Genomic DNA, 17306 nt, shown 5'->3' on the forward strand with positions numbered 1-17306 from the left:
GACCGGATTGGTTCCCAAACGCTCGGATTGCTCCTCTTGACTCGTCTTGTCGGCCCGTGCGGTTACCGTTTGGGCCATGGAAGGCATGGAAGGCACCACCGCACCTGTCCGACCCGGCCTCGACCTGCCCGGCGAGCCGTACGAGCCCGCCGATACGGAGCGCTGGGCCACCGAGCCCGACAAACGGCCCGGGCGGACCGCCTTCCAGCGCGACCGCGCCCGCGTGCTGCACTCCGCCGCCCTGCGCCGGCTCGCCGGGAAGACCCAGGTGGTGACGCCGGGGACGCGTTCGTACGACTGGGACGCGAGTCCTCGTACGCGGCTGACGCACTCCCTCGAATGCGCCCAGGTCGGCCGCGAGCTCGGCGCAGCGCTCGGCTGCGATCCCGATCTGGTCGAAGCCGCCTGCCTGTCGCACGACATGGGGCACCCGCCCTTCGGCCACAACGGCGAGGAAGCGCTCAACGAGTTCGCCAAGGACTGCGGCGGTTTCGAGGGCAACGCCCAGTCGCTGCGCCTGCTGACCCGGCTGGAGCCCAAGCGGTTCGTCCCCGATCCGGCGAGCGGCGAGCTGGTCAGCGTCGGGCTCAACCTCACCCGGGCCTGCCTGGACGCCGCCACCAAGTACCCCTGGGCGCGCGGGGACCACCCCACCGACCCCGGCTCGGTGAAGTTCGGTGCCTACGAGGACGACCTGCCGGTCTTCGAGTGGCTGCGCCGCGGCGCGCCCGCGGACCGCAAGTGCTTCGAGGCGCAGGTCATGGACTGGTCGGACGACGTGGCGTACTCCGTGCACGATTTCGAGGACGGCCTGCACGCCGGCCACCTCGACCCGAACCTGCTCTTCGCCGAGCCCGAGCGCGCCGAGATCTGGCGGGTGGCCATCGGCCGGTACGTGCCCGCCGGCACCGAGCCGGAGGAGCTGCGCGAGGCGCTGGACCGTTTGATGGAGCAGGAGTGGTGGCCGCACGGGTACGACGGCTCGGCCGTGGCCCAGGCCCGGCTGAAGGACGCGACCAGCCAGCTGATCGGCCGTTTCTGCCTGGCCGCCGAGGGCGCCACCCGGCAGGCGTACGGGACCGGCCGGCTGACCCGGTACGCGGCGGAGCTGGTGGTGCCGCGCGAGGCCCGCAACGAGTGCGCGGTGCTGAAGGCGGTGGCCGACCTGTACGTGATGCAGCGCGACGAGCAGGAGCGGATCCGCGCCGATCAGCGCATCGTCCTGGCCGAACTCGCGGAGGCCGTCAGCGCCCGCGCACCCGAGGGTCTGGACCCGCAGTTCCGCGCGATCTTCGACGAGGCCCCGGACGACCGGGCCAGGAAGCGGGCGGTCGTGGACCAGCTCGCGGCCCTCACGGACGCCTCCGCCCGCTCCCTGCACGCCCGCCTCACCCAGCGCGCGCGACGCGCCGAAGGGTGAGCCGATCGGGCCACTCCCCCTTCACGCGGCAGGCTCGGTGCGGGACGCTCGCATGTGCCCGCATGTGGCGCAGAGGTTATGAGGAGGCATCAGGTGGTCGACGCACACCGGACGTTCGTCATCGTCGGCGCAGGGCTCGCCGGGGCTAAGGCGGCCGAAACGCTGAGGTCCGAGGGGTTCACGGGGCGGGTGATCCTGATCGGCGACGAGCGTGAGCATCCCTACGAGCGGCCCCCGCTCTCCAAGGGGTACCTGGCGGGCAAGGAGGAGCGCGACAGCGTCTTCGTGCACGAGCCGTCCTGGTATGCGGCCTCCGACATCGAGCTGCACCTCGGCCAGCCCGCGGTCCAGCTCGACCGGGACGCCAAGAAGGTGGTCCTCGGCGACGGCACGGCGCTGCCCTACGACAAGCTGCTGCTCGCCACCGGCGCCGAACCGCGCCGGCTGGACATCCCGGGCACCGAGCTGGTCGGGGTGCACCACCTGCGCCGGCTCTCGCACGCGGAGCGGCTGCGGAAGGCCCTGGCGAGCCTGGGCCGGGACAACGGGCACCTGCTGATCGCGGGCGCCGGCTGGATCGGCCTGGAGGTCGCGGCGGCCGCCCGCGGGTACGGGGCCGAGGTCACCGTGATCGAGCCGGCGCCGACCCCGCTGCACGCGGTGCTCGGTCCGGAGGTCGGCCGGCTCTTCGCCGACCTGCACACCGAGCACGGGGTCCGCTTCCACTTCGGGTCCCACCTGACGGAGATCGTCGGGCACGACGGCATGGTGCTGGCGGCCCGTACGGACGACGGGGAGGAGCATCCGGCGCACGCGGTCCTCGCGGCGATCGGGGCCGCGCCGCGGACCGCGCTGGCGGAGACCTCGGGTCTGGCCCTGGTGGACCGTGAGCACGGGGGCGGGATCGCCGTGGACGCCTCGCTGCGCACCTCCGATCCGGACGTCTTCGCGGTCGGCGACGTGGCGGCCGCGCACCACCCGGTGCTGGGGGCCCGGCTGCGGGTGGAGCACTGGGCGAACGCGCTGAACGGGGGTCCGGCCGCCGCGCGGGCGATGCTGGGGCAGGAGGTCTCGTACGACCGGGTGCCGTACTTCTTCTCCGACCAGTACGACGTGGGCCTGGAGTACTCGGGGTACGCCCCTGCGGGCGGCTACGACCAGGTGCTGATCCGCGGGGACGCGGGCAAGCGGGAGTTCATCGCCTTCTGGCTCTCGGACGGCCGGGTCCTGGCCGGGATGAACGTGAACGTGTGGGACGTCACCGAGGACATCCAGGCCCTGATCAGGTCGAAGGCGCCCGTGGACCGCGAGAAACTGGCGGATCCGTCGATTCCGCTTTCGGCCCTGGTTCCGGCGGAGGGGGCCTGACGGGATAGTCGCCGCCCGGCCGTAGACTGGCGCGTGTGGCAGGACGGATCAACGACGACGACGTGAAGGCGGTACGGGACGCGGTCCCGATCGACGCCGTGGTCTCCGAGTACCTCCAGCTGCGCAACGCGGGCGGCGGCAACCTCAAGGGCCTCTGCCCCTTCCACGACGAGAAGTCCCCGTCCTTCCAGGTCAGCCCCAGCAAGGGCTTCTACCACTGCTTCGGCTGCCAGGCGGGCGGGGACACCCTCGACTTCGTCATGAAGATCGACCACCTCTCCTTCTCGGAGGCGGTGGAGCGGCTCGCCGGCCTGGCCGGCATCACCCTGCGGTACGAAGAGGGCGGCTACACCGCCGGCAGCAGCGGGCGCGGCGAGCGGATCCGGCTGGTCGAGGCGCACAAGGCCGCGGCCGACTTCTACATGGACCAGCTCGGCAGCGCCGAAGCGGAGATCGGCCGCAAGTTCCTGGCCGAGCGCGGCTTCGACCAGGCCGCCGCCCAGCACTTCAGCGTCGGCTACAGCCCGGCCGGCTGGGACCACCTGACGCGTTTCCTGCGCGGCAAGGGCTTCAGCGACAAGGAACTGATCACCTCGGGCCTGGCCCAGGACAGCCGCAGCGGAAAGCCCATCGACCGCTTCCGCGGCCGGCTGATGTGGCCCATCCGCGACATCAGCGGCGAGGTCGTCGGCTTCGGCGCGCGCAAGCTGCGCGACGACGACAACGGCCCCAAGTACCTGAACACCCCCGAGACGGCGATCTACAAGAAGTCCCAGGTGCTGTACGGCATCGACCTGGCCAAGAAGGAGATCGCCAAGACCTCCCGGGCCGTCGTGGTCGAGGGCTACACCGACGTGATGGCCTGCCACATGGCCGGGGTCACCACCGCGATCGCCACCTGCGGCACCGCCTTCGGCGGCGACCACATCAAGATCCTGCGCCGGCTCCTCATGGACAACGCGACCGCCGAGGTGATCTTCACCTTCGACGGGGACTCGGCCGGGCAGAAGGCCGCGCTGCGGGCCTTCGAGGACGACCAGAAGTTCGCCGCGGAGACCTCCATCACCATCGCCCCGGGCGGCATGGACCCCTGCGACCTGCGCCTGGCCAAGGGCGACGCGGCTGTGTCGGGCCTGGTCGAGGCCCGCACCCCGCTGTTCGAGTTCGCGCTCAAGCACATCGTGGCCCGGCACAACCTGGAGAACCCGGCGGGGCGGGCGGCCGCGCTGGAAGAAGCCGCCCCGATCATCAAGAAGATCAAGAACGTCGCGATCCAGCACGAGTCGGCGGTCCAGCTGGCGGGCATGCTGGGCATGCGCGACGAGCAGTTCGTCGTCAAGCGGATCGCCCAGCTCGACCGCTGGGCCCGGGAGCGCGGCAACCAGCCCCAGCAGCAGCGCCGGGGCCAGTCCGGCGGCGCCGGTCACTCCAGCCACTCCAGCCACTCCAGCCACTCGTACGAAGACATCCAGGCGCCGTCCGCCGGCCCCACGGGCCCCGCACTGAACCTGCGCAGCCCGGCGCACATCACCGAGCGCGAGCTGCTCAAGCTGGCGCTGCAGCGCCCCGCCCTGGTCTCGCCCGCCTTCGACGCGTACGGGATGGACGAGTTCACCGCCCGGCCCTACGCGGCGGTCCGCCAAGCCATCCTGGACGCCGGCGGCGCTTCGCTCGGCACCGAGGACTACGTCACCCGGGTCCGGGACGCCGCGCCGAACGACACCGTCCGCGCGCTGGTCACCGAGCTCGTGGTCGAGGCCATTCACGCGAAGACCGTGGACGAGGTCTACGCCGGGGTCCAGTTGGTCCAGGTCCGCCTCCGCGCGGTCGACCGCCGGATCCACGAGATCCAGGGCACCCTGTCCCGCCTCGGCCACCAGGACGCGCCGGAGCAGCTGGCGGCGGTCCAGGAGGAGCTGTGGGTGCTGCAGCAGTACGGCCAGCGCCTGCGCAACCGCGGCGCGGAAGGCCTCTAGACGTCCGGGCCTCTGCACCTTTGGGCCTCTGGGCCTCTGGGCCTCTGGGCCGTCGATCCCCTCGAACACCAGCGAGTTCCAGAACGATGCATCGGTCTGCATGACCAGCACCATCACCGTTCATAGCGACAGCGCACGGGGGCGGCCCCCAGCAGCTGCGCCACTTCTTCGTTCGGCCCGGGCTGAACGAAGCCGGTCCGGCCGCTGGCTGTCACGGGCCGTCCCCACGCCGACGCCCCGCCGGGAGCGGTGTCAAAGGGCGCATGTAGCCTGCGCGGACTTGACTCGCTTCCGGGGGGATGACCTTGTACAACCGCTCCATCGTGCTGCCCATCGGCGCCTGCTTTGCCCTGGCCCTGGCCGTGACCGCGTGTGGTCCCTCGGCACCGAAGGCCGGTGCGGCGAGCCACTCCCCGTCCGCGCAGCCCACGTCCGCAACGGACCCTTTCGCGGGCAAGACCCCTGCTGAGATCCGCAGGAGCGGGTACGACATCACCCGGGCCACCCGGCTCAAGAAGCTCCGGGGCCGGCTGACCCAGGACGGCTCGACCACATCGATCGACGTCGCCTTCGACCGCGACCTGAACTGCGCGGGCACCTTCACCACGCCCGGCGCGGGCAAGGCCGAGGTACATGCCGGCACGAAGGACATCTACAGCAAGCGCGACGCGGTGGCCTGGCGCACGTATCTCACGGGCCTTCCGAAGGACCGGGTGGATGCGATGACCACCCGGTACGCGGACCACTGGATCAAGCAGCCGGCCGACGACAAGGGCGCCAAGGCTGTCTCGGCCTTCTGCGGCCTGGGTAACCCTCTCGCGCTGGTCGGCACGAACGAGGAGCCCGGCATCAAGAGGGGTCCCGACGCCACCGTCGACGGCCAGGGCGCCGCCACCCTCACCTATCCCGGGCCGGACGGCGTCACCGTCACCGACTACATCGCCGCGCAGGGCCGCCCCTACCTGCTGAGGCGGACGGAGACGAAGGCAGGAGAGGTGCTGTCCGAGCTCACCTACTCCGACTTCGAGACCCCCACCCAGCTCTACCCGCCGCCCGCCGACGAGGTCGTCGCCTTCGAAGGGTAGTAGGGAGGTGCCGACGGGGCCGTCTCGTGCCTCAGGCCTGCCGCATGCGGCTAGTGCTGTGACCCCGGGACGACCAGCCCCGTCTCGTATGCCACGACGACCGCCTGGGCCCGGCTGTCCAGGGCCAGCTTGTTCATGGTCCGGTTGAGGTGGGTCTTGACGGTCGCCTCGCTGATGAAGAGCTGCTCGGCGATCTCCGTGCAGTCCGGCAGCGACACGCACACCGCGCCCTACAACGACGCGGGCTACGTGATGCGGGCCTGCGCCTGGAACGACAGCACCGGCCTCGTGCGCTGTACCGGCTGGTACTAGGCCGTCTCTTTCGGCCGTGCGTCCGCCCGCCCGCGGGGGACGGGTGGCCGCACGGCCGGTACCGCCGCGCGGCCCGGGGGAAGCTCGGGGGCGGCCGCGCGGCGGTGCCGGACGGCAGAGACGACCTAGCGGCGCAGCCAGTCTCCGCCCGGGATCCGGGTGCCGGAGCGGGCCAGGTGGTGGGCCAGGGACGGGGCGGCCAGGTAGACCCAGGCGCGGACGGGGGTGCCGTCGGGGCGCAGGGCCTGGCGGGCGGTGCGGTCGTAGATGTTGGCGGGGTGTCCGGGGCCCGCGTACTCCTCCAGCAGGTCGAGCGCCGCGAGGAGTTCCCCGTACGCCCCGGGGGCCGGGGTGATCAGCTCCCCGGCTATGGCGGAGCCGGGGCGGTCCACGGCGTACGGGTAGCCGGGGCCGTCGTACAGGGCCGCGTCCGCGAGGCGGGCGGGCTCCTCGGCGGCCGTGCGGCCGCGCAGGAACAGGTCGTGGTTGACCTCTCCGGGGCGCAGGGTGCCGTAGACGAAGAACGGGAGCTCTTCCAACTCTTCCAGCTCCTCCGCCTGCGGAACCGTTCCTTCGCCGTGGCCTTCCGGCCGATCGGCCGATGTCATGCGGGCCTCCCTCGATTCAGGCTGAGCTGCGAGCCGGACTCCCACCGACCGCGGGACGGGCCGAAGGTCCCGACTTCGGCCGCGGGAGCCCGCCTACGCACCGCCGTTACACAACCGCCCGGTCCCCGTGACCGGCGCCGTCTACCGTCAGTCTGCCTCCCCCCGCCCCGCCCTCCCCCACCACCCGACGGTTCTTCCCTCCATGACTCGACCGACCCTCCGCAGCCTCACCGCAGCCGCCCTGCTCTGCATCGGCCTCGGCCTCGGCGGCTGCGCCGCACCCGGGGGTCTCGGGCACGACGAGGTCGCGCCGCCGGTGTCCCCCCAGCCGCGGCCGAAGTCGCTGTGGCCCTCGTGGACCGAGTCCCCGAGTTCCAGCGGTACGGCGGTGGCCGGCCGGGTACCGCCGCCGCGGCCGCTCGACAGCGCCCCGGCCGTGGGGCCGGAGGGGATCGAGAAGGTCGACGTGATGGCCGTGCTCCGCGCGGACAAGACGATGAAGCGCTTCGGCGACGGGAAGAAGATCGAGGGCCCGGGCAAGGCCGGGGTACGGCCGGCCCGGTTCGCGGACCTGACGGGCGACGGGAAACCCGAGCTGATCGTCGCCGCCGACAGCCCGACCGGGCGCTCGGTGCTGAGCGTCTACACCGCGGCCGGCGGGAAGATCGTCCCGATCCTGGCCACCAGCGGCCGGCGGATGACCGCCGAGATCCTCGGCACCGACCTGCTGGTCCGCACCACCGACGACGACGGATCCGCGCACGACATCCGCTACCACTGGGACGGCCAGCGGATGAGCGTGCTCAGTGACGAGCACAAGTTCGGCAACGCCATATCCGTCCCGGGCTCCGGCCAGTGCCCGGCCCCGCGGCCGACCGACTCCGAAGCACCCGACCCCGCGAACCGGGCCGCCCGGTGAAGCGCACCCTGCTCCGCTGCCGTCTCCTCCTGCACTCCCTCGGCCTGCGCTGGAAGATCGCCGTCCTGCTCGCCGTCGGCTGCTCGCTCGTCGCGCTCACCATCGGCATCCTGATCCACGAGGCACGCGCCGACCAGGTGGCCGACGCGGCGCGCAAGAGCGCCCTCGCGCAGCTCGTCCGGGTGCGGCAGGTCTACGAGCTCACGGGCCAGCTGGACTTCGACAAGGTCGGGGAGGCCGACGCGCGCCTCAACTGTCCGAGCCTGCCCGAGCCGCTGCGGCAGGCCGCCCTCTCCGGGCACCGCACCACCTACCTCGACCTGGACGGCCTCCACCCGGCGGTGTGGGCCGCCCGGCCCGTCGGCGCCGACCAAGTGCTGTCCGTACGCCAGCCGCTGGTGGAGGAACAGGCGGAACTGTGGGAACTGGACCAGAAGTTGATGGCGTTCGGGGTGGTCGTCGTCTCCCTCGCGGCGATCGGCGGAGCGGCGCTGGCCAGCCGGCTGAGCAAGGACCTGCGGTCCGCAGCCGAGACCGCCCGGCGGATCAGCACGGGTGAACTCGACGCGCGGATCGGCCCGTCGGGCGTACCGGGGACGCGCAACGAGGTGGCCGAACTGTCCGCGGCGGTCGACACGATGGCGGCGAGCCTGCAGCGGCGGCTGGTGGCGGAGCAGCGGTTCACGGCGGACGTGGCGCACGAGCTGCGGACCCCGCTGACCGGGCTGCACACCGCCGCCGAACTGCTCCCTCCGGGGCGGCCCACCGAGCTGGTGCGCGACCGGGTCGCAGCCCTGCTCGGTCTGACGGAGGACCTCCTGGAGGTGGCCCGGCTGGACGGGGACCGGGAGGTGGCCCAGCTGGACGTCCACCCCCTGGGGCCGCTGGTGGAAGAAGTCACCCGGCGTTCTGGGGTGGAGGCGCGGGTCCTGGGCGCCGCCGACGGCAGGACCCGCGTCCGCACGGACGTCCGGCGCCTCGAGCGCATCCTGACGAACCTGCTGGTCAACGCCCGAAGGCACGGCCGGGACCCGATCACCGTGACGGTGGCCGAGAACACGGTCACCGTCCGGGACCACGGTCCGGGCTTCCCGGAGACCCTGCTGCGGGACGGCCCGCAGCGCTTCCTGACGGGCGCGGCCGAACGCGGCCAGGGCACGGGCCTGGGCCTGACCATCGCCCTGGGCCAGGCCCAGGTCATAGGCGCCCGAATCACCCTCACCAACCCCACCCCCACCGGCGCCGCAGCCACCCTCACCTTCCCCCGCCCTGACCCCACCAGCCCCACCAGCCCCGCCAGCGTTTGAGGCGCGGGGCCCGGGGCGGAACACAGCCCTTCCAGCCCCGCCGACCTTCGAGGCCCGGGGTCCGGGACGGAGCACGCCCTTCCAGCCCCGCCGGCGTTTGAGGCGCGGGGTCCGGGGCGGAGCCCCGGGAAACGGAGAAAGGGCGGGGCGGGGACAAGCTCCGCGCAGCGGCAACCCGCACCCGCGAGGCCACCGTCACCCGGACGGGGTGGTGCCCCACAGGTGGCCCCTCACCCCGCCCCACCTGCGACGACGCCTCACCATCCCACCCCCCACCGCCAATCTGACACCACATCAGCAGGCGCAGGCCACCGCTCCGGGGTTACCTCGGAAACACGACCCCGTGCCCACAGGAGACCCCCCATGCGCCGACGCACCGCCCACGCGCTCACCGCCACCGCGCTGACCGCCGCCGCGTTCACCGGCCCGGTGGCCGGCGCGGTCGCCGCCGCGGACCTGGGCATGACGGGCTTCGGCATGACGGGCTTCGCGGCCGGCGACTTCGCCCCGCTGGAGGTGTGGCCCAAGTCCGCCGCCCCCGGCACCACCGTCACGGTGAACACGAAGGCCTGCGGCCCGGGCAGTCACGCCGAGGGCGACGCCACCACCGTCGGGGGCGGCCGCTTCAAGCTGACCCCGGGCACCCACAAGGAGGTGGTCGTGGGGCAGTTCCAGGTCGCCCGCGGAACCCACCCCGGCACCCACTCGATCGGCGCCACCTGCGCGAACGGCAAGTTCGCCACCGGCGACCTGATCGTCACCGAGCACGACCGAGCCCCCCAGGGCCACGTGCGCACCGGGGTGGGCGGTGGCACGACCACCACCACCGACCCCACCAAGATCGCGGCGGGAGTGGCAGTGCTGGCCGCCACCGCCGTCGGCGGTACCTGGTTCCTGCGTCGCCGGGCGAGCGGCACGCGGAACTGACGGACGCCCACCGCGGCCCCGGCCGCGGTCCGACCGGTACCGTCCCCCGTCGCCCGCCCCGCGAGGTCCCCCCCGTTCGCGGGGCCGGGCGACGGCCAGTCACCACATCACCACGTCACCAAGCCGAGCCGAGGGGGCCGCATGGAGGCAGAGGCACGCCGCGCCCGCGCCCGCGCCGGCGGGCTCGTCGCACTCGCCGCCTGCATCGGCGTCTGGCTCATCGGCAGCGGCTCCGGCGAGCCCGTCCGGCCCCCGCTGCCCTCCCCCGGTGAGGCGCTGAGCGCCCAGGCCCGGTTCCCCGGGGCCATCGCCGCGCTCCCCGGTTCCCCGCCCACCCGGATCCGGATCCCGTCCATCCGGGTGGACGCCCCGCTCACCGGGCTGGGCCTGCAGGCCGACGGCAGTCTCGAGGTACCGCCGCCCGCCCGCCGGGACCTGGCGGGCTGGTACCGCGAGGGCACCACCCCGGGCGCCACCGGCACGGCCGTCGTCGCCGGGCACGTGGACGACGCCGCCGGGCCCGCGGTCTTCTACCACCTGGGCGCGCTGCGCCGGGGGGCCCAGATCGAGGTCGCCCGCGCTGATGGCCGTACGGCCGTGTTCACCGTCCACGCGGTGGAGGTCTACGACGCCAAGGCCTTCCCCGACTCCCGCGTGTACGGGTCGTCACCGCGCGCCGAGCTCCGCGTCATCACCTGCGGCGGGGGCTTCTCCCCGCGCACCGGCTACCGGGGCAACGTGGTCGTCTTCGCCCACCTGACGGGCACGTACTAGACGGGCAGGGCCCAGACGGGCACGACCCGGACCAGCACGGCTAGCCGGTGCGGACGACGGCCTGGTCGCCGTGGGGTCCGAACAGGTGCAGGATCTCCACCACCTCGCCTTCGGCGGGGCCAAACCAGTGGGGTTCACCGGTGTCGAATTCGGCGACCTCGCCGGGGCGCAGGGTCAGGCTCCGCTCGCCGATGACGAGGTGGAGCTCGCCGGCGAGCACGTAGAGCCATTCGTAGCCGGCGTGGGTCACCCGTTTCGGTTCCCGGTACGCGAGCACCTGCTTGAAGACCTGGACCCGGCCCGGGTACTGCGTCAGGGGGACCAGGACGCTCCCGTGGTCCCGGCGGCGGGGCGTGAGGTGGACGCGCGCGTCACCGGTGACCGGGGCCGCGACGAGTTGGTCCAGGGCCACGCGGTGGGTGCGCGCGAGGGGGATGAGCAGTTCGAGCGTCGGACGCCGTTTGCCCGACTCCAGGCGGGAGAGCGTGCTCACGGAGATCCCTGTGGCCTCGGAGACGGCCTCCAGGGTGAGGACTCGCTCGCGCCGCAGCGCCCGTAGCCGCGGTCCGATGGCGTCGAGGGTCCGGGTGAGTTCGGCGTGTTCGGCGTGTTCGGCGCGTTCGGCATCGCTGTCCATGGGGCCATTTTGCGGTATCGGCAAATTTCCTGGGCCGCGGCCACTCCCCGGAACGAGCATGGGCCGACATCCGAAGCAGCCGGCCGACAGGCCGTCGCGGACCGAAGGCGGACCCATGACCACGACGATCCCGGCCGGGACGGCAGCGGGGCCCGGGCCCGCCCTCGGCCCGCGCTGCCGGTGGACGGTACTGGCCGTCTGCGCGCTGAGCATGTTCCTCATCGGAGTGGACACCACCATCGTCAACGTGGGCCTGCCCGCGATCGGACGCGGCCTGGGGGTGGGCACCCGCGGTCTGGAGTGGGTCGTGGACGCCTACACCGTGGTCCTGGCCAGCCTCCTCATCGCCTCCGGCGCCCTCGCGGACCGCTTCGGACGCCGTCGCGTGTTCCGGTGCGGGCTGACCGTCTTCGGCCTCGCCTCCCTCGCCTGCGCGCTCGCCCCGTCGCTCGGCTTCCTCGTCGCGGCGCGGGCCGTCCAGGGGGTCGGGGCCTCGATGCTGAGCCCGGTGGCCCTGGCGATCGTCGTCAACGCGATGCCCGACCCGCGGGAGCGGGCCCGGGCCATCGGCATATGGGCCTCCGTCTTCGGGCTCAGCATGGCCGCGGGACCGGTCGTCGGCGGGGCCCTCATCGCGGCCTTCGGCTGGCGGTCGGTGTTCTGGATCAACGCCCCGGTGGTCGTCGGCGCGCTCGTCCTGGTCGCGGTGTTCGTGCCGGAGTCCCGCGGTCAGCGCGCCCGGCGGCTCGATCTGCCCGGCCAGCTGCTCCTCACGACCGCCTTGTGCGTCTCGGTCGGCGTCCTGATCGAAGGCCCCCGCATCGGCTGGTCCTCCCCCTCGGCCCTGGCCTGCTACGCCGTCGTCGCGGCGGCGGCGACGGCCTTCGTCCGGGTCGAGCTCCGCCGGCCCGAGCCCCTGATCGACCTCGGGCTGTTCCGGCGGCCGCCCTTCGCCTCGGCGGTACTGGGGGCGGTGGCGGTGTTCGCCGCGCTGAGCGTGAGCCTGCTGCTCACCACCCTGTACCTGCAGAACGCCCGCGGCTGGACCCCGCTCGCGGCCGGTGCGGCGACCCTGCCCATGGCACTCGGGGCGACGGTGTGCGCGCCGTGGTCCGGCAGCCTGACGGGGCGCCTCGGGCCGCGGCGTCCGCTGCTCCTCGCCGGCGGCTTCACCGCGGCGGGCGGGCTCTGCGTGGTGGACCTGGGCCCGGACACGAGCGTGCCGCTGCTCCTGCTGGCCCACCTGCTCATCGGCATCGGGTTCGGCTTCGCCAACGCCCCGCTGACCCATACCGCGGTCGGCGGACTCCCGCCGTCCCGCGCCGGGGTGGCCGGGGCCGTCACCTCCACCGCCCGCCAGGTCGGATCGGCCGTCGGCATCGCCGTCGCGGGGGCACTGGCCGCGGGCGCCGGCCCCGACGGCCTCGCCCGGGCGTCCCGGCCGGGCTGGCTGCTCGTGACGGCCTGCGGACTGTTCCTCCTCGTGGTGGCCTGGGCCTCCGGGAAACGGCAAGACACCCCTTAGGGCGTCCGGTCCACAAGAGACGGCCTAGTGCTGTGACCGGAAAGGTTCACCGTGTCGCGGCGCCCGGCACGGCACCTCGCCGCGTTGTCGGACCGCGCAAGTACGTCCAGTACGAGGCACGGCCCTCCGCCTTGCGAGGCACCGCACCGAACACCGCGACCCGGCAAACCTTTCCGGCCACAGCACTAGGCGGGAAACGCGTACCAGCGGCGGTGGACGTACGGCTCGACGCACAGGACCGCGACGGCCGCCACGACTCCCACCAGGAGCGAGGTCCAGCCGCCCCCGGCGACCAGCGCACCGGCGCAGGCGGCGGCCACGACCAGCGGCCGGACCAGGGTCAGCGGGCCGAGCCCGACGACCACGGCGAGGGTGCCGGCCCGGTGCGGCAGCGTGAAGTAGGCGGCGAGCGAGAGCCCGACGGCGAGGGCGTAGGCCCCGATCGGGACGAGGAAGCCGATGCCGCCGTCGGCGAGGGTCCCGTACGCCCGGTCGGTGTCCTCGGCGAGCAGCAGGACGGCGCCGGCCGTGAGGGCGGGGGCGAGCAGCAGGACGGAGCCCACCGCCAGTCCGCGCAGGGAGGCGCGCAGGACGGCGCGGTGCTTGCGGATCCGGGCGTCCCGGCCGGCGTAGGCGCGGAAGCCGCTGAACGCCGCGTCGACGAGGCCGAGGGCGGCGAGCGGCAGGACCGGGTTCATCGCGCGGCCCCGGAAGCGGTCCCGGAGGCGGAGGCGGCCCAGGACGCGGCGTCGTGCCCCGGCGGTCCGCCGCGGGTCAGGTGCTCCGCGCCCACGAGCCGGCGGGAGGCACGGCCGAGGGCCTGGCGCAGCGGGTCCTCCAGGTAGGGGCGGATGCCGAGGACCGGGCGCACGGTGGTGCAGAAGGGGTTGGACAGGCCCCGGGGTTCGTAGAGCAGCGGCCGGATGCCCGGTACGGTCGCGGCACGCAGCAGGGTTTCGTCCGAGTGGGCGCGCCGGGCGGAGACGACCCCGTCGTGGCGGCCGAGCGGATGGCGCATCCGGGCGCGGTGGAACATCCAGGCGCCCAAGGGTGCCAGCCGGGTGGCGGCGATGTCGAAGTGGCAGAAGGCGAGTGCCTGGGAGTCGGCCTGCGCCTCGAAGAAATCCGCGAGCGCGGGGCCGCGGAAGTGGTGGAGCAGCCCGGTGGAGACGTAGACGGTGGCGACCTCCGGGAGGTCGAAGGCGTTGCCGTGGACGAACCGGCAGTCGAGTCCCTCGGCGCGGGCCAGCCGGTCGGCCTCGGCGACGAGCGCGGCGTCGAGGTCGACGCCGATCAGCTCGACGTTCGGGCCGAGGGCGCCGGTGGACGCCAGCCAGCGGACGAGGTAGCCGAGCCCGGAGCCGATGTCGACCAGGCGGAACCGGCCGCGGCGGCCCGCGATCTCGCGGATGGCCTCGAACAGCGGGTCCAGTACGTGCACCAGCCGCTCCCCGATGCGCAGTTCCTCGCTGAGCCGCTGCAGCTCGGTGTGGACGCCGATCATCAGGCGGTCCACGGCGAGCGGGTCGAGCACGTCGTCCGGCCCGGCCGGCAGCCCGGCGACGATCCGGGCGCCGCGCGGATCCCCCGCCTCGTCGAGCCGGCGGACCACGTCACCGCGGTGCACCGGCAGTCGCGCCCCGCTGAGCGGATCGGTGACGGTGATCAGGTCGGATATCTCAAGGTGGGGCACGTCGGCAACTTTATCCCCCGGCGGCGGGCCCGCCCATGCGCGTCCAAGATCAGCCCCACTGTTCGAAGCCCAGCTTCACCACTAGGCCGCCGACGACCGTCAGGAGCACTCCGCGGACGAAGCCGCTGCCCTTCTTCAGTGCCATCCGGGCACCGATCATGGCGCCGGCCAGGTTGAACACGGCCATCAGGGCGGCGAGTTGCCACAGCACCATGCCCTGGTAGGCGAACATGGCGAGCGCTCCGGCGTTGGTGCACACGTTGACGATCTTCGCCGTGGCGGAGGCCGTGACCAGGTCGAGGTGGAGCAGGGCCGTCAGCGCCAGGACCAGGAAGGTGCCGGTGCCGGGGCCGATGAGCCCGTCGTAGAAGCCGATGCCGAGGCCGGCCAGGGCGATGGTGAGCAGGACGCGCCGGCGGCTGACGGGGGCGGCTCCGGGAGCGACGCCGAAGCCGGGGCGGAAGAGGACGAAGGCCGCGACGACCACCAGGACCACCATGATCAGCGGGCGCAGGGCGTCCTTGCTGATGCCGCCGGCCAGGGCGGCCCCGCCCATCGAGCCGACGAGCGCGGCCAGGCCGATGCGGACGGCGAGCTTCACGTCCACCGGGGTCTTGCGCAGGTACGCCACGGCCGCGCCCGAGGTCCCGACGATGGCCACGGCCTTGTTGGTGCCGAGGACGGTGGCGGGGTGGGCGTTCGGCAGGCCGAGGAGCAGGGCGGGCAGGAGCAGCAGGCCGCCGCCGCCCACGACGGCGTCGATCCAGCCGGCCGCGGCGGCGGCCACACACAGCACGATGATCATGGTTGTCGATATGTCAGGCACGGCCCGACCTTATGGAGGGGTTGGGTGCAGTGGCCATCAATCCCCGGAAACTTGCGCAAAGGTTGAGCTTTGCCGGGCCGGAGCCCGGTCCGGGGCCACGGGGGCCGACGGATCCACCGCCGCCGTCAGCACGCTCGCCACCAGCACACTGGCCAGCCCGAGCCCTGCCGCCAGCCGCCGGGCGGGCGGCAGGGAGACCAGCGCGGCCAGCACCGCGCGCGCCGCGGAGGTACGGGGCCTACGGTGCCGACCTGCGGCCACCTCCAGCCCCGCCGGCGTTCGAGGCGCGGGGTCTGGGGCAGAGCCCCAGGGGGTCCCGGCGCAGCCCGGAGCCCCCTCCAGCCCGTCCGGCGTTTGAGGACCGGGTCCGGGCAGAGCTCGGCTGGGGGTCCCCCCGGACGGAGTCTGGGGGATGGGCGAAGGGCGGGTAGGGGACAAGCCCCGCGCAGCGGGAACGGACACGGGCAGGGCCACGTGCAGCGGGTGACGCATGGTGCGGCGACCTCTCGGGGGCCTCGGGGGGGCGGAAACGGAAGCGGGCTCGACGGCGGCAGCGGACCCGGCGGCGGGTTCAGAACCCGAAGCACTCGGCGTGGATCCGCCCCGCCGGCACCCCGGCCCGCAGCAGCGCCGACTGGGTGGCGTCCGCCATCCCGGGCGGCCCGCACAGGTACACGTCGTGCTCGGCCAGCTCCGGGACCAGCGCGGCCAGCGCCTGCGGAGCCAGTGGGTCGAAGGCGGCGCCCGACGGCCCGAGCAGGTAGTGCAGCCCGGCCTGCCGTTCGGCGGCGATGGCCTCCAGCTCGGAGCGCAGGACGAGGTGCTCCTCGGCGCCCGCCCGGTAGAGCAGGGTGATGTCCCCCGGCCCGCCGGGCAGCGTCTCGAACAGCGCCCGCATCGGGGTGATCCCGACCCCGCCGGCGATCAGCAGCACCTTGGTCCGGGTCCGCCGGGCCGCGGTGAGCGCCCCGAAGGGGCCGGTGGCGAGGACGCGGGTGCCGGGGCGCAGCCGGCGGATCCGGCGGGAGTGGCCTCCGAGGGCCTTCACGGTGATGCGCAGGGTGTTCCCGCGGACCGGCGCCGACAGCGAGAACGGCAGCGCGGTGTGCCACAGCCGGCGCTGCAGGAACCGCCAGCGCAGGAACTGCCCCGGCTCCGCGCGCAGCTCCGCGAGGTGCTCCCCGTAGACGAGGACGGAGACCACCCCGGGCCCCTCCACGCGGACCTCGGCGACGCGCAGCGCGTGCCGCAGGGCCTGGCGTACGGGGACCACGGCCCGGTACCAGAGCAGCAGGACGGCGACCACCGCGTGGGCGAGGGCCCAGAACCAGGCGACGAGGGCCAGGTCGGGCCCGGCGAGCTGGTGGCCGAAGGCGAGGGCGGCGGCGAGGTACACCAGGAGGTGGACCCCCCGCCAGGTTTCGTGGCTGACCCGGCGGCGTACGGAGCGGGCGGAGGTGATGCCGACGGCGACCAGGAGGACGGTCCCGATCGCCGCGGCGGCCAGCGCCGGGTAGCCGAGCAGCTCCCGGACGGCGGAGAGCACGTCGACCCCCTCGTGCACGGCGTAGCCGCAGAGCGCGAAGGCCGTGTGCCCGAAACAGAGCAGCAGGACGTGGCGGCCGCCCAGCGCGTGCCAGCGGGCGAGCCGGGCCGCGCCCACCCCGTGCTCGACGGCGGGGACCCGGGCCATGAGGAAGAGCAGAACGAGCACCCCGTACCCGGCGAGCAGGCCGGTCAGGTGCGCGGCGGTGGCGAACAGCGCGTCGAGCCGGGCCGAGGGCCGCACCTGGGCGGCCCACAGCAGGGCCACGGTCCCCGCCCCGCCGAGCATCCCGCCCTTGACCCGAACCGCCATGTCTCGCTCTCGCATACGGTCACGCTAAGGGCGGTCCGGCGGGCTCCCGGGCCCTCCCGGTGATCCTTGGT

15 protein-coding genes and 1 pseudogene are annotated in these 17306 nt (G+C 73.7%); 9 read left to right on the top strand and 7 right to left on the bottom strand.

Translation table 11 applies throughout. The features are described from left to right. The first annotated feature begins 76 nt into the window (after positions 1–76). The 4 genes from AC3IYI_RS12905 to AC3IYI_RS12920 all read left to right on the top strand — a co-directional run bounded on the left by AC3IYI_RS12905 (position 77) and on the right by AC3IYI_RS12920 (position 5849). Positions 77–1420 (top strand): deoxyguanosinetriphosphate triphosphohydrolase, encoded by a 1344-nt coding sequence (locus tag AC3IYI_RS12905; protein WP_489410309.1) that lies wholly within the window; start codon positions 77–79, stop codon positions 1418–1420. Positions 1421–1513: 93 nt separating this feature from the next. After that, a complete protein-coding gene (locus tag AC3IYI_RS12910; protein ID WP_489410310.1) occupies positions 1514–2788 on the top strand; it encodes an NAD(P)/FAD-dependent oxidoreductase in 1275 nt (424 codons plus the stop codon). Positions 2789–2823: 35 nt separating this feature from the next. Continuing rightward, positions 2824–4764 (top strand): DNA primase, encoded by a 1941-nt coding sequence (gene dnaG / locus AC3IYI_RS12915; RefSeq protein ID WP_489410311.1) that lies wholly within the window; start codon positions 2824–2826, stop codon positions 4762–4764. A 299-nt stretch (positions 4765–5063) separates the two neighbouring features. After that, the gene (locus AC3IYI_RS12920; RefSeq protein WP_489410312.1) at positions 5064–5849 is read left to right on the top strand and encodes a hypothetical protein; all 786 of its coding nucleotides are present in this window, start codon (positions 5064–5066) and stop codon (positions 5847–5849) included. Positions 5850–5899: 50 nt separating this feature from the next. On the opposite strand, the pseudogene AC3IYI_RS12925 reads toward AC3IYI_RS12920, so the two are convergent. Beyond that, a pseudogene (locus AC3IYI_RS12925) lies at positions 5900–6046 on the bottom strand (response regulator transcription factor); the annotation flags it as partial. Positions 6047–6286: 240 nt separating this feature from the next. Further along, the gene (locus AC3IYI_RS12930; protein ID WP_489410313.1) at positions 6287–6769 is read right to left on the bottom strand and encodes a gamma-glutamylcyclotransferase family protein; all 483 of its coding nucleotides are present in this window, start codon (positions 6767–6769) and stop codon (positions 6287–6289) included. A gap of 202 nt (positions 6770–6971) precedes the next feature. On the opposite strand from AC3IYI_RS12930, the gene AC3IYI_RS12935 reads away from it, so the two are divergent. The 4 genes from AC3IYI_RS12935 (at position 6972) to AC3IYI_RS12950 (ending at position 10696) form a co-directional block, all read left to right on the top strand. After that, positions 6972–7688 carry a hypothetical protein gene (locus tag AC3IYI_RS12935; RefSeq protein WP_489410314.1) on the top strand — a complete coding sequence of 239 codons (717 nt, stop codon included), beginning with the start codon at positions 6972–6974 and terminating at the stop codon, positions 7686–7688. Next, a complete protein-coding gene (locus AC3IYI_RS12940; protein WP_489410315.1) occupies positions 7685–8995 on the top strand; it encodes a sensor histidine kinase in 1311 nt (436 codons plus the stop codon). The genes AC3IYI_RS12935 and AC3IYI_RS12940 overlap by 4 nt, the downstream gene beginning before the upstream one ends. Positions 8996–9358: 363 nt before the next feature. Then, positions 9359–9922, top strand: coding sequence for a GVDTG sorting domain-containing protein (locus tag AC3IYI_RS12945; RefSeq protein ID WP_489410316.1), 564 nt, complete (start codon positions 9359–9361; stop codon positions 9920–9922). 141 nt (positions 9923–10063) lie between these two features. Further along, entirely contained in the window at positions 10064–10696 is a 633-nt protein-coding gene (locus AC3IYI_RS12950) for a class F sortase (protein WP_489410317.1), read from the top strand. Between the two features lie 40 nt (positions 10697–10736). On the opposite strand, the gene AC3IYI_RS12955 is transcribed toward AC3IYI_RS12950, so the two are convergent. Continuing rightward, complete coding sequence (locus AC3IYI_RS12955; RefSeq protein WP_489410318.1) at positions 10737–11333, bottom strand: helix-turn-helix domain-containing protein; 597 nt, start codon at positions 11331–11333, stop codon at positions 10737–10739. Between the two features lie 115 nt (positions 11334–11448). Here AC3IYI_RS12955 and AC3IYI_RS12960 point away from each other — a divergent pair, with 115 nt between their 5' ends. Next, positions 11449–12858, top strand: coding sequence for an MFS transporter (locus tag AC3IYI_RS12960; RefSeq protein WP_489410319.1), 1410 nt, complete (start codon positions 11449–11451; stop codon positions 12856–12858). Between the two features lie 185 nt (positions 12859–13043). On the opposite strand, the gene AC3IYI_RS12965 is transcribed toward AC3IYI_RS12960, so the two are convergent. The 4 genes from AC3IYI_RS12965 to AC3IYI_RS12980 form a co-directional block, all read right to left on the bottom strand. Next, positions 13044–13556 (bottom strand): hypothetical protein, encoded by a 513-nt coding sequence (locus AC3IYI_RS12965; protein ID WP_489410320.1) that lies wholly within the window; start codon positions 13554–13556, stop codon positions 13044–13046. After that, positions 13553–14551: a class I SAM-dependent methyltransferase gene (locus tag AC3IYI_RS12970; protein ID WP_489410321.1), complete on the bottom strand. Its 999-nt coding sequence runs from the start codon at positions 14549–14551 to the stop codon at positions 13553–13555. The genes AC3IYI_RS12965 and AC3IYI_RS12970 overlap by 4 nt, the downstream gene beginning before the upstream one ends. A 49-nt stretch (positions 14552–14600) precedes the next feature. Beyond that, positions 14601–15377 carry a sulfite exporter TauE/SafE family protein gene (locus AC3IYI_RS12975; RefSeq protein ID WP_489410322.1) on the bottom strand — a complete coding sequence of 259 codons (777 nt, stop codon included), beginning with the start codon at positions 15375–15377 and terminating at the stop codon, positions 14601–14603. A 571-nt stretch (positions 15378–15948) separates the two neighbouring features. Beyond that, a complete protein-coding gene (locus AC3IYI_RS12980; RefSeq protein WP_489410323.1) occupies positions 15949–17250 on the bottom strand; it encodes a ferredoxin reductase family protein in 1302 nt (433 codons plus the stop codon). Positions 17251–17306 lie beyond the last annotated feature (56 nt).

This window comes from Streptomyces sp. GL_148, from assembly GCF_057834205.1.

What these genes read in the sequence shown, in the direction of transcription:
- AC3IYI_RS12905 (WP_489410309.1), top strand. Translation starts at nt 77, where the DNA reads ATGGAAGGCATGGAAGGCACCACCGCACCTGTCCGACCCGGCCTCGAC.
- AC3IYI_RS12920 (WP_489410312.1), top strand. Translation starts at nt 5,064, where the DNA reads ATGACCTTGTACAACCGCTCCATCGTGCTGCCCATCGGCGCCTGCTTT.
- AC3IYI_RS12930 (WP_489410313.1), bottom strand. Translation starts at nt 6,769, where the DNA reads ATGACATCGGCCGATCGGCCGGAAGGCCACGGCGAAGGAACGGTTCCG.
- AC3IYI_RS12935 (WP_489410314.1), top strand. Translation starts at nt 6,972, where the DNA reads ATGACTCGACCGACCCTCCGCAGCCTCACCGCAGCCGCCCTGCTCTGC.
- AC3IYI_RS12945 (WP_489410316.1), top strand. Translation starts at nt 9,359, where the DNA reads ATGCGCCGACGCACCGCCCACGCGCTCACCGCCACCGCGCTGACCGCC.
- AC3IYI_RS12950 (WP_489410317.1), top strand. Translation starts at nt 10,064, where the DNA reads ATGGAGGCAGAGGCACGCCGCGCCCGCGCCCGCGCCGGCGGGCTCGTC.
- AC3IYI_RS12955 (WP_489410318.1), bottom strand. Translation starts at nt 11,333, where the DNA reads ATGGACAGCGATGCCGAACGCGCCGAACACGCCGAACACGCCGAACTC.
- AC3IYI_RS12960 (WP_489410319.1), top strand. Translation starts at nt 11,449, where the DNA reads ATGACCACGACGATCCCGGCCGGGACGGCAGCGGGGCCCGGGCCCGCC.
- AC3IYI_RS12965 (WP_489410320.1), bottom strand. Translation starts at nt 13,556, where the DNA reads ATGAACCCGGTCCTGCCGCTCGCCGCCCTCGGCCTCGTCGACGCGGCG.
- AC3IYI_RS12980 (WP_489410323.1), bottom strand. Translation starts at nt 17,250, where the DNA reads ATGCGAGAGCGAGACATGGCGGTTCGGGTCAAGGGCGGGATGCTCGGC.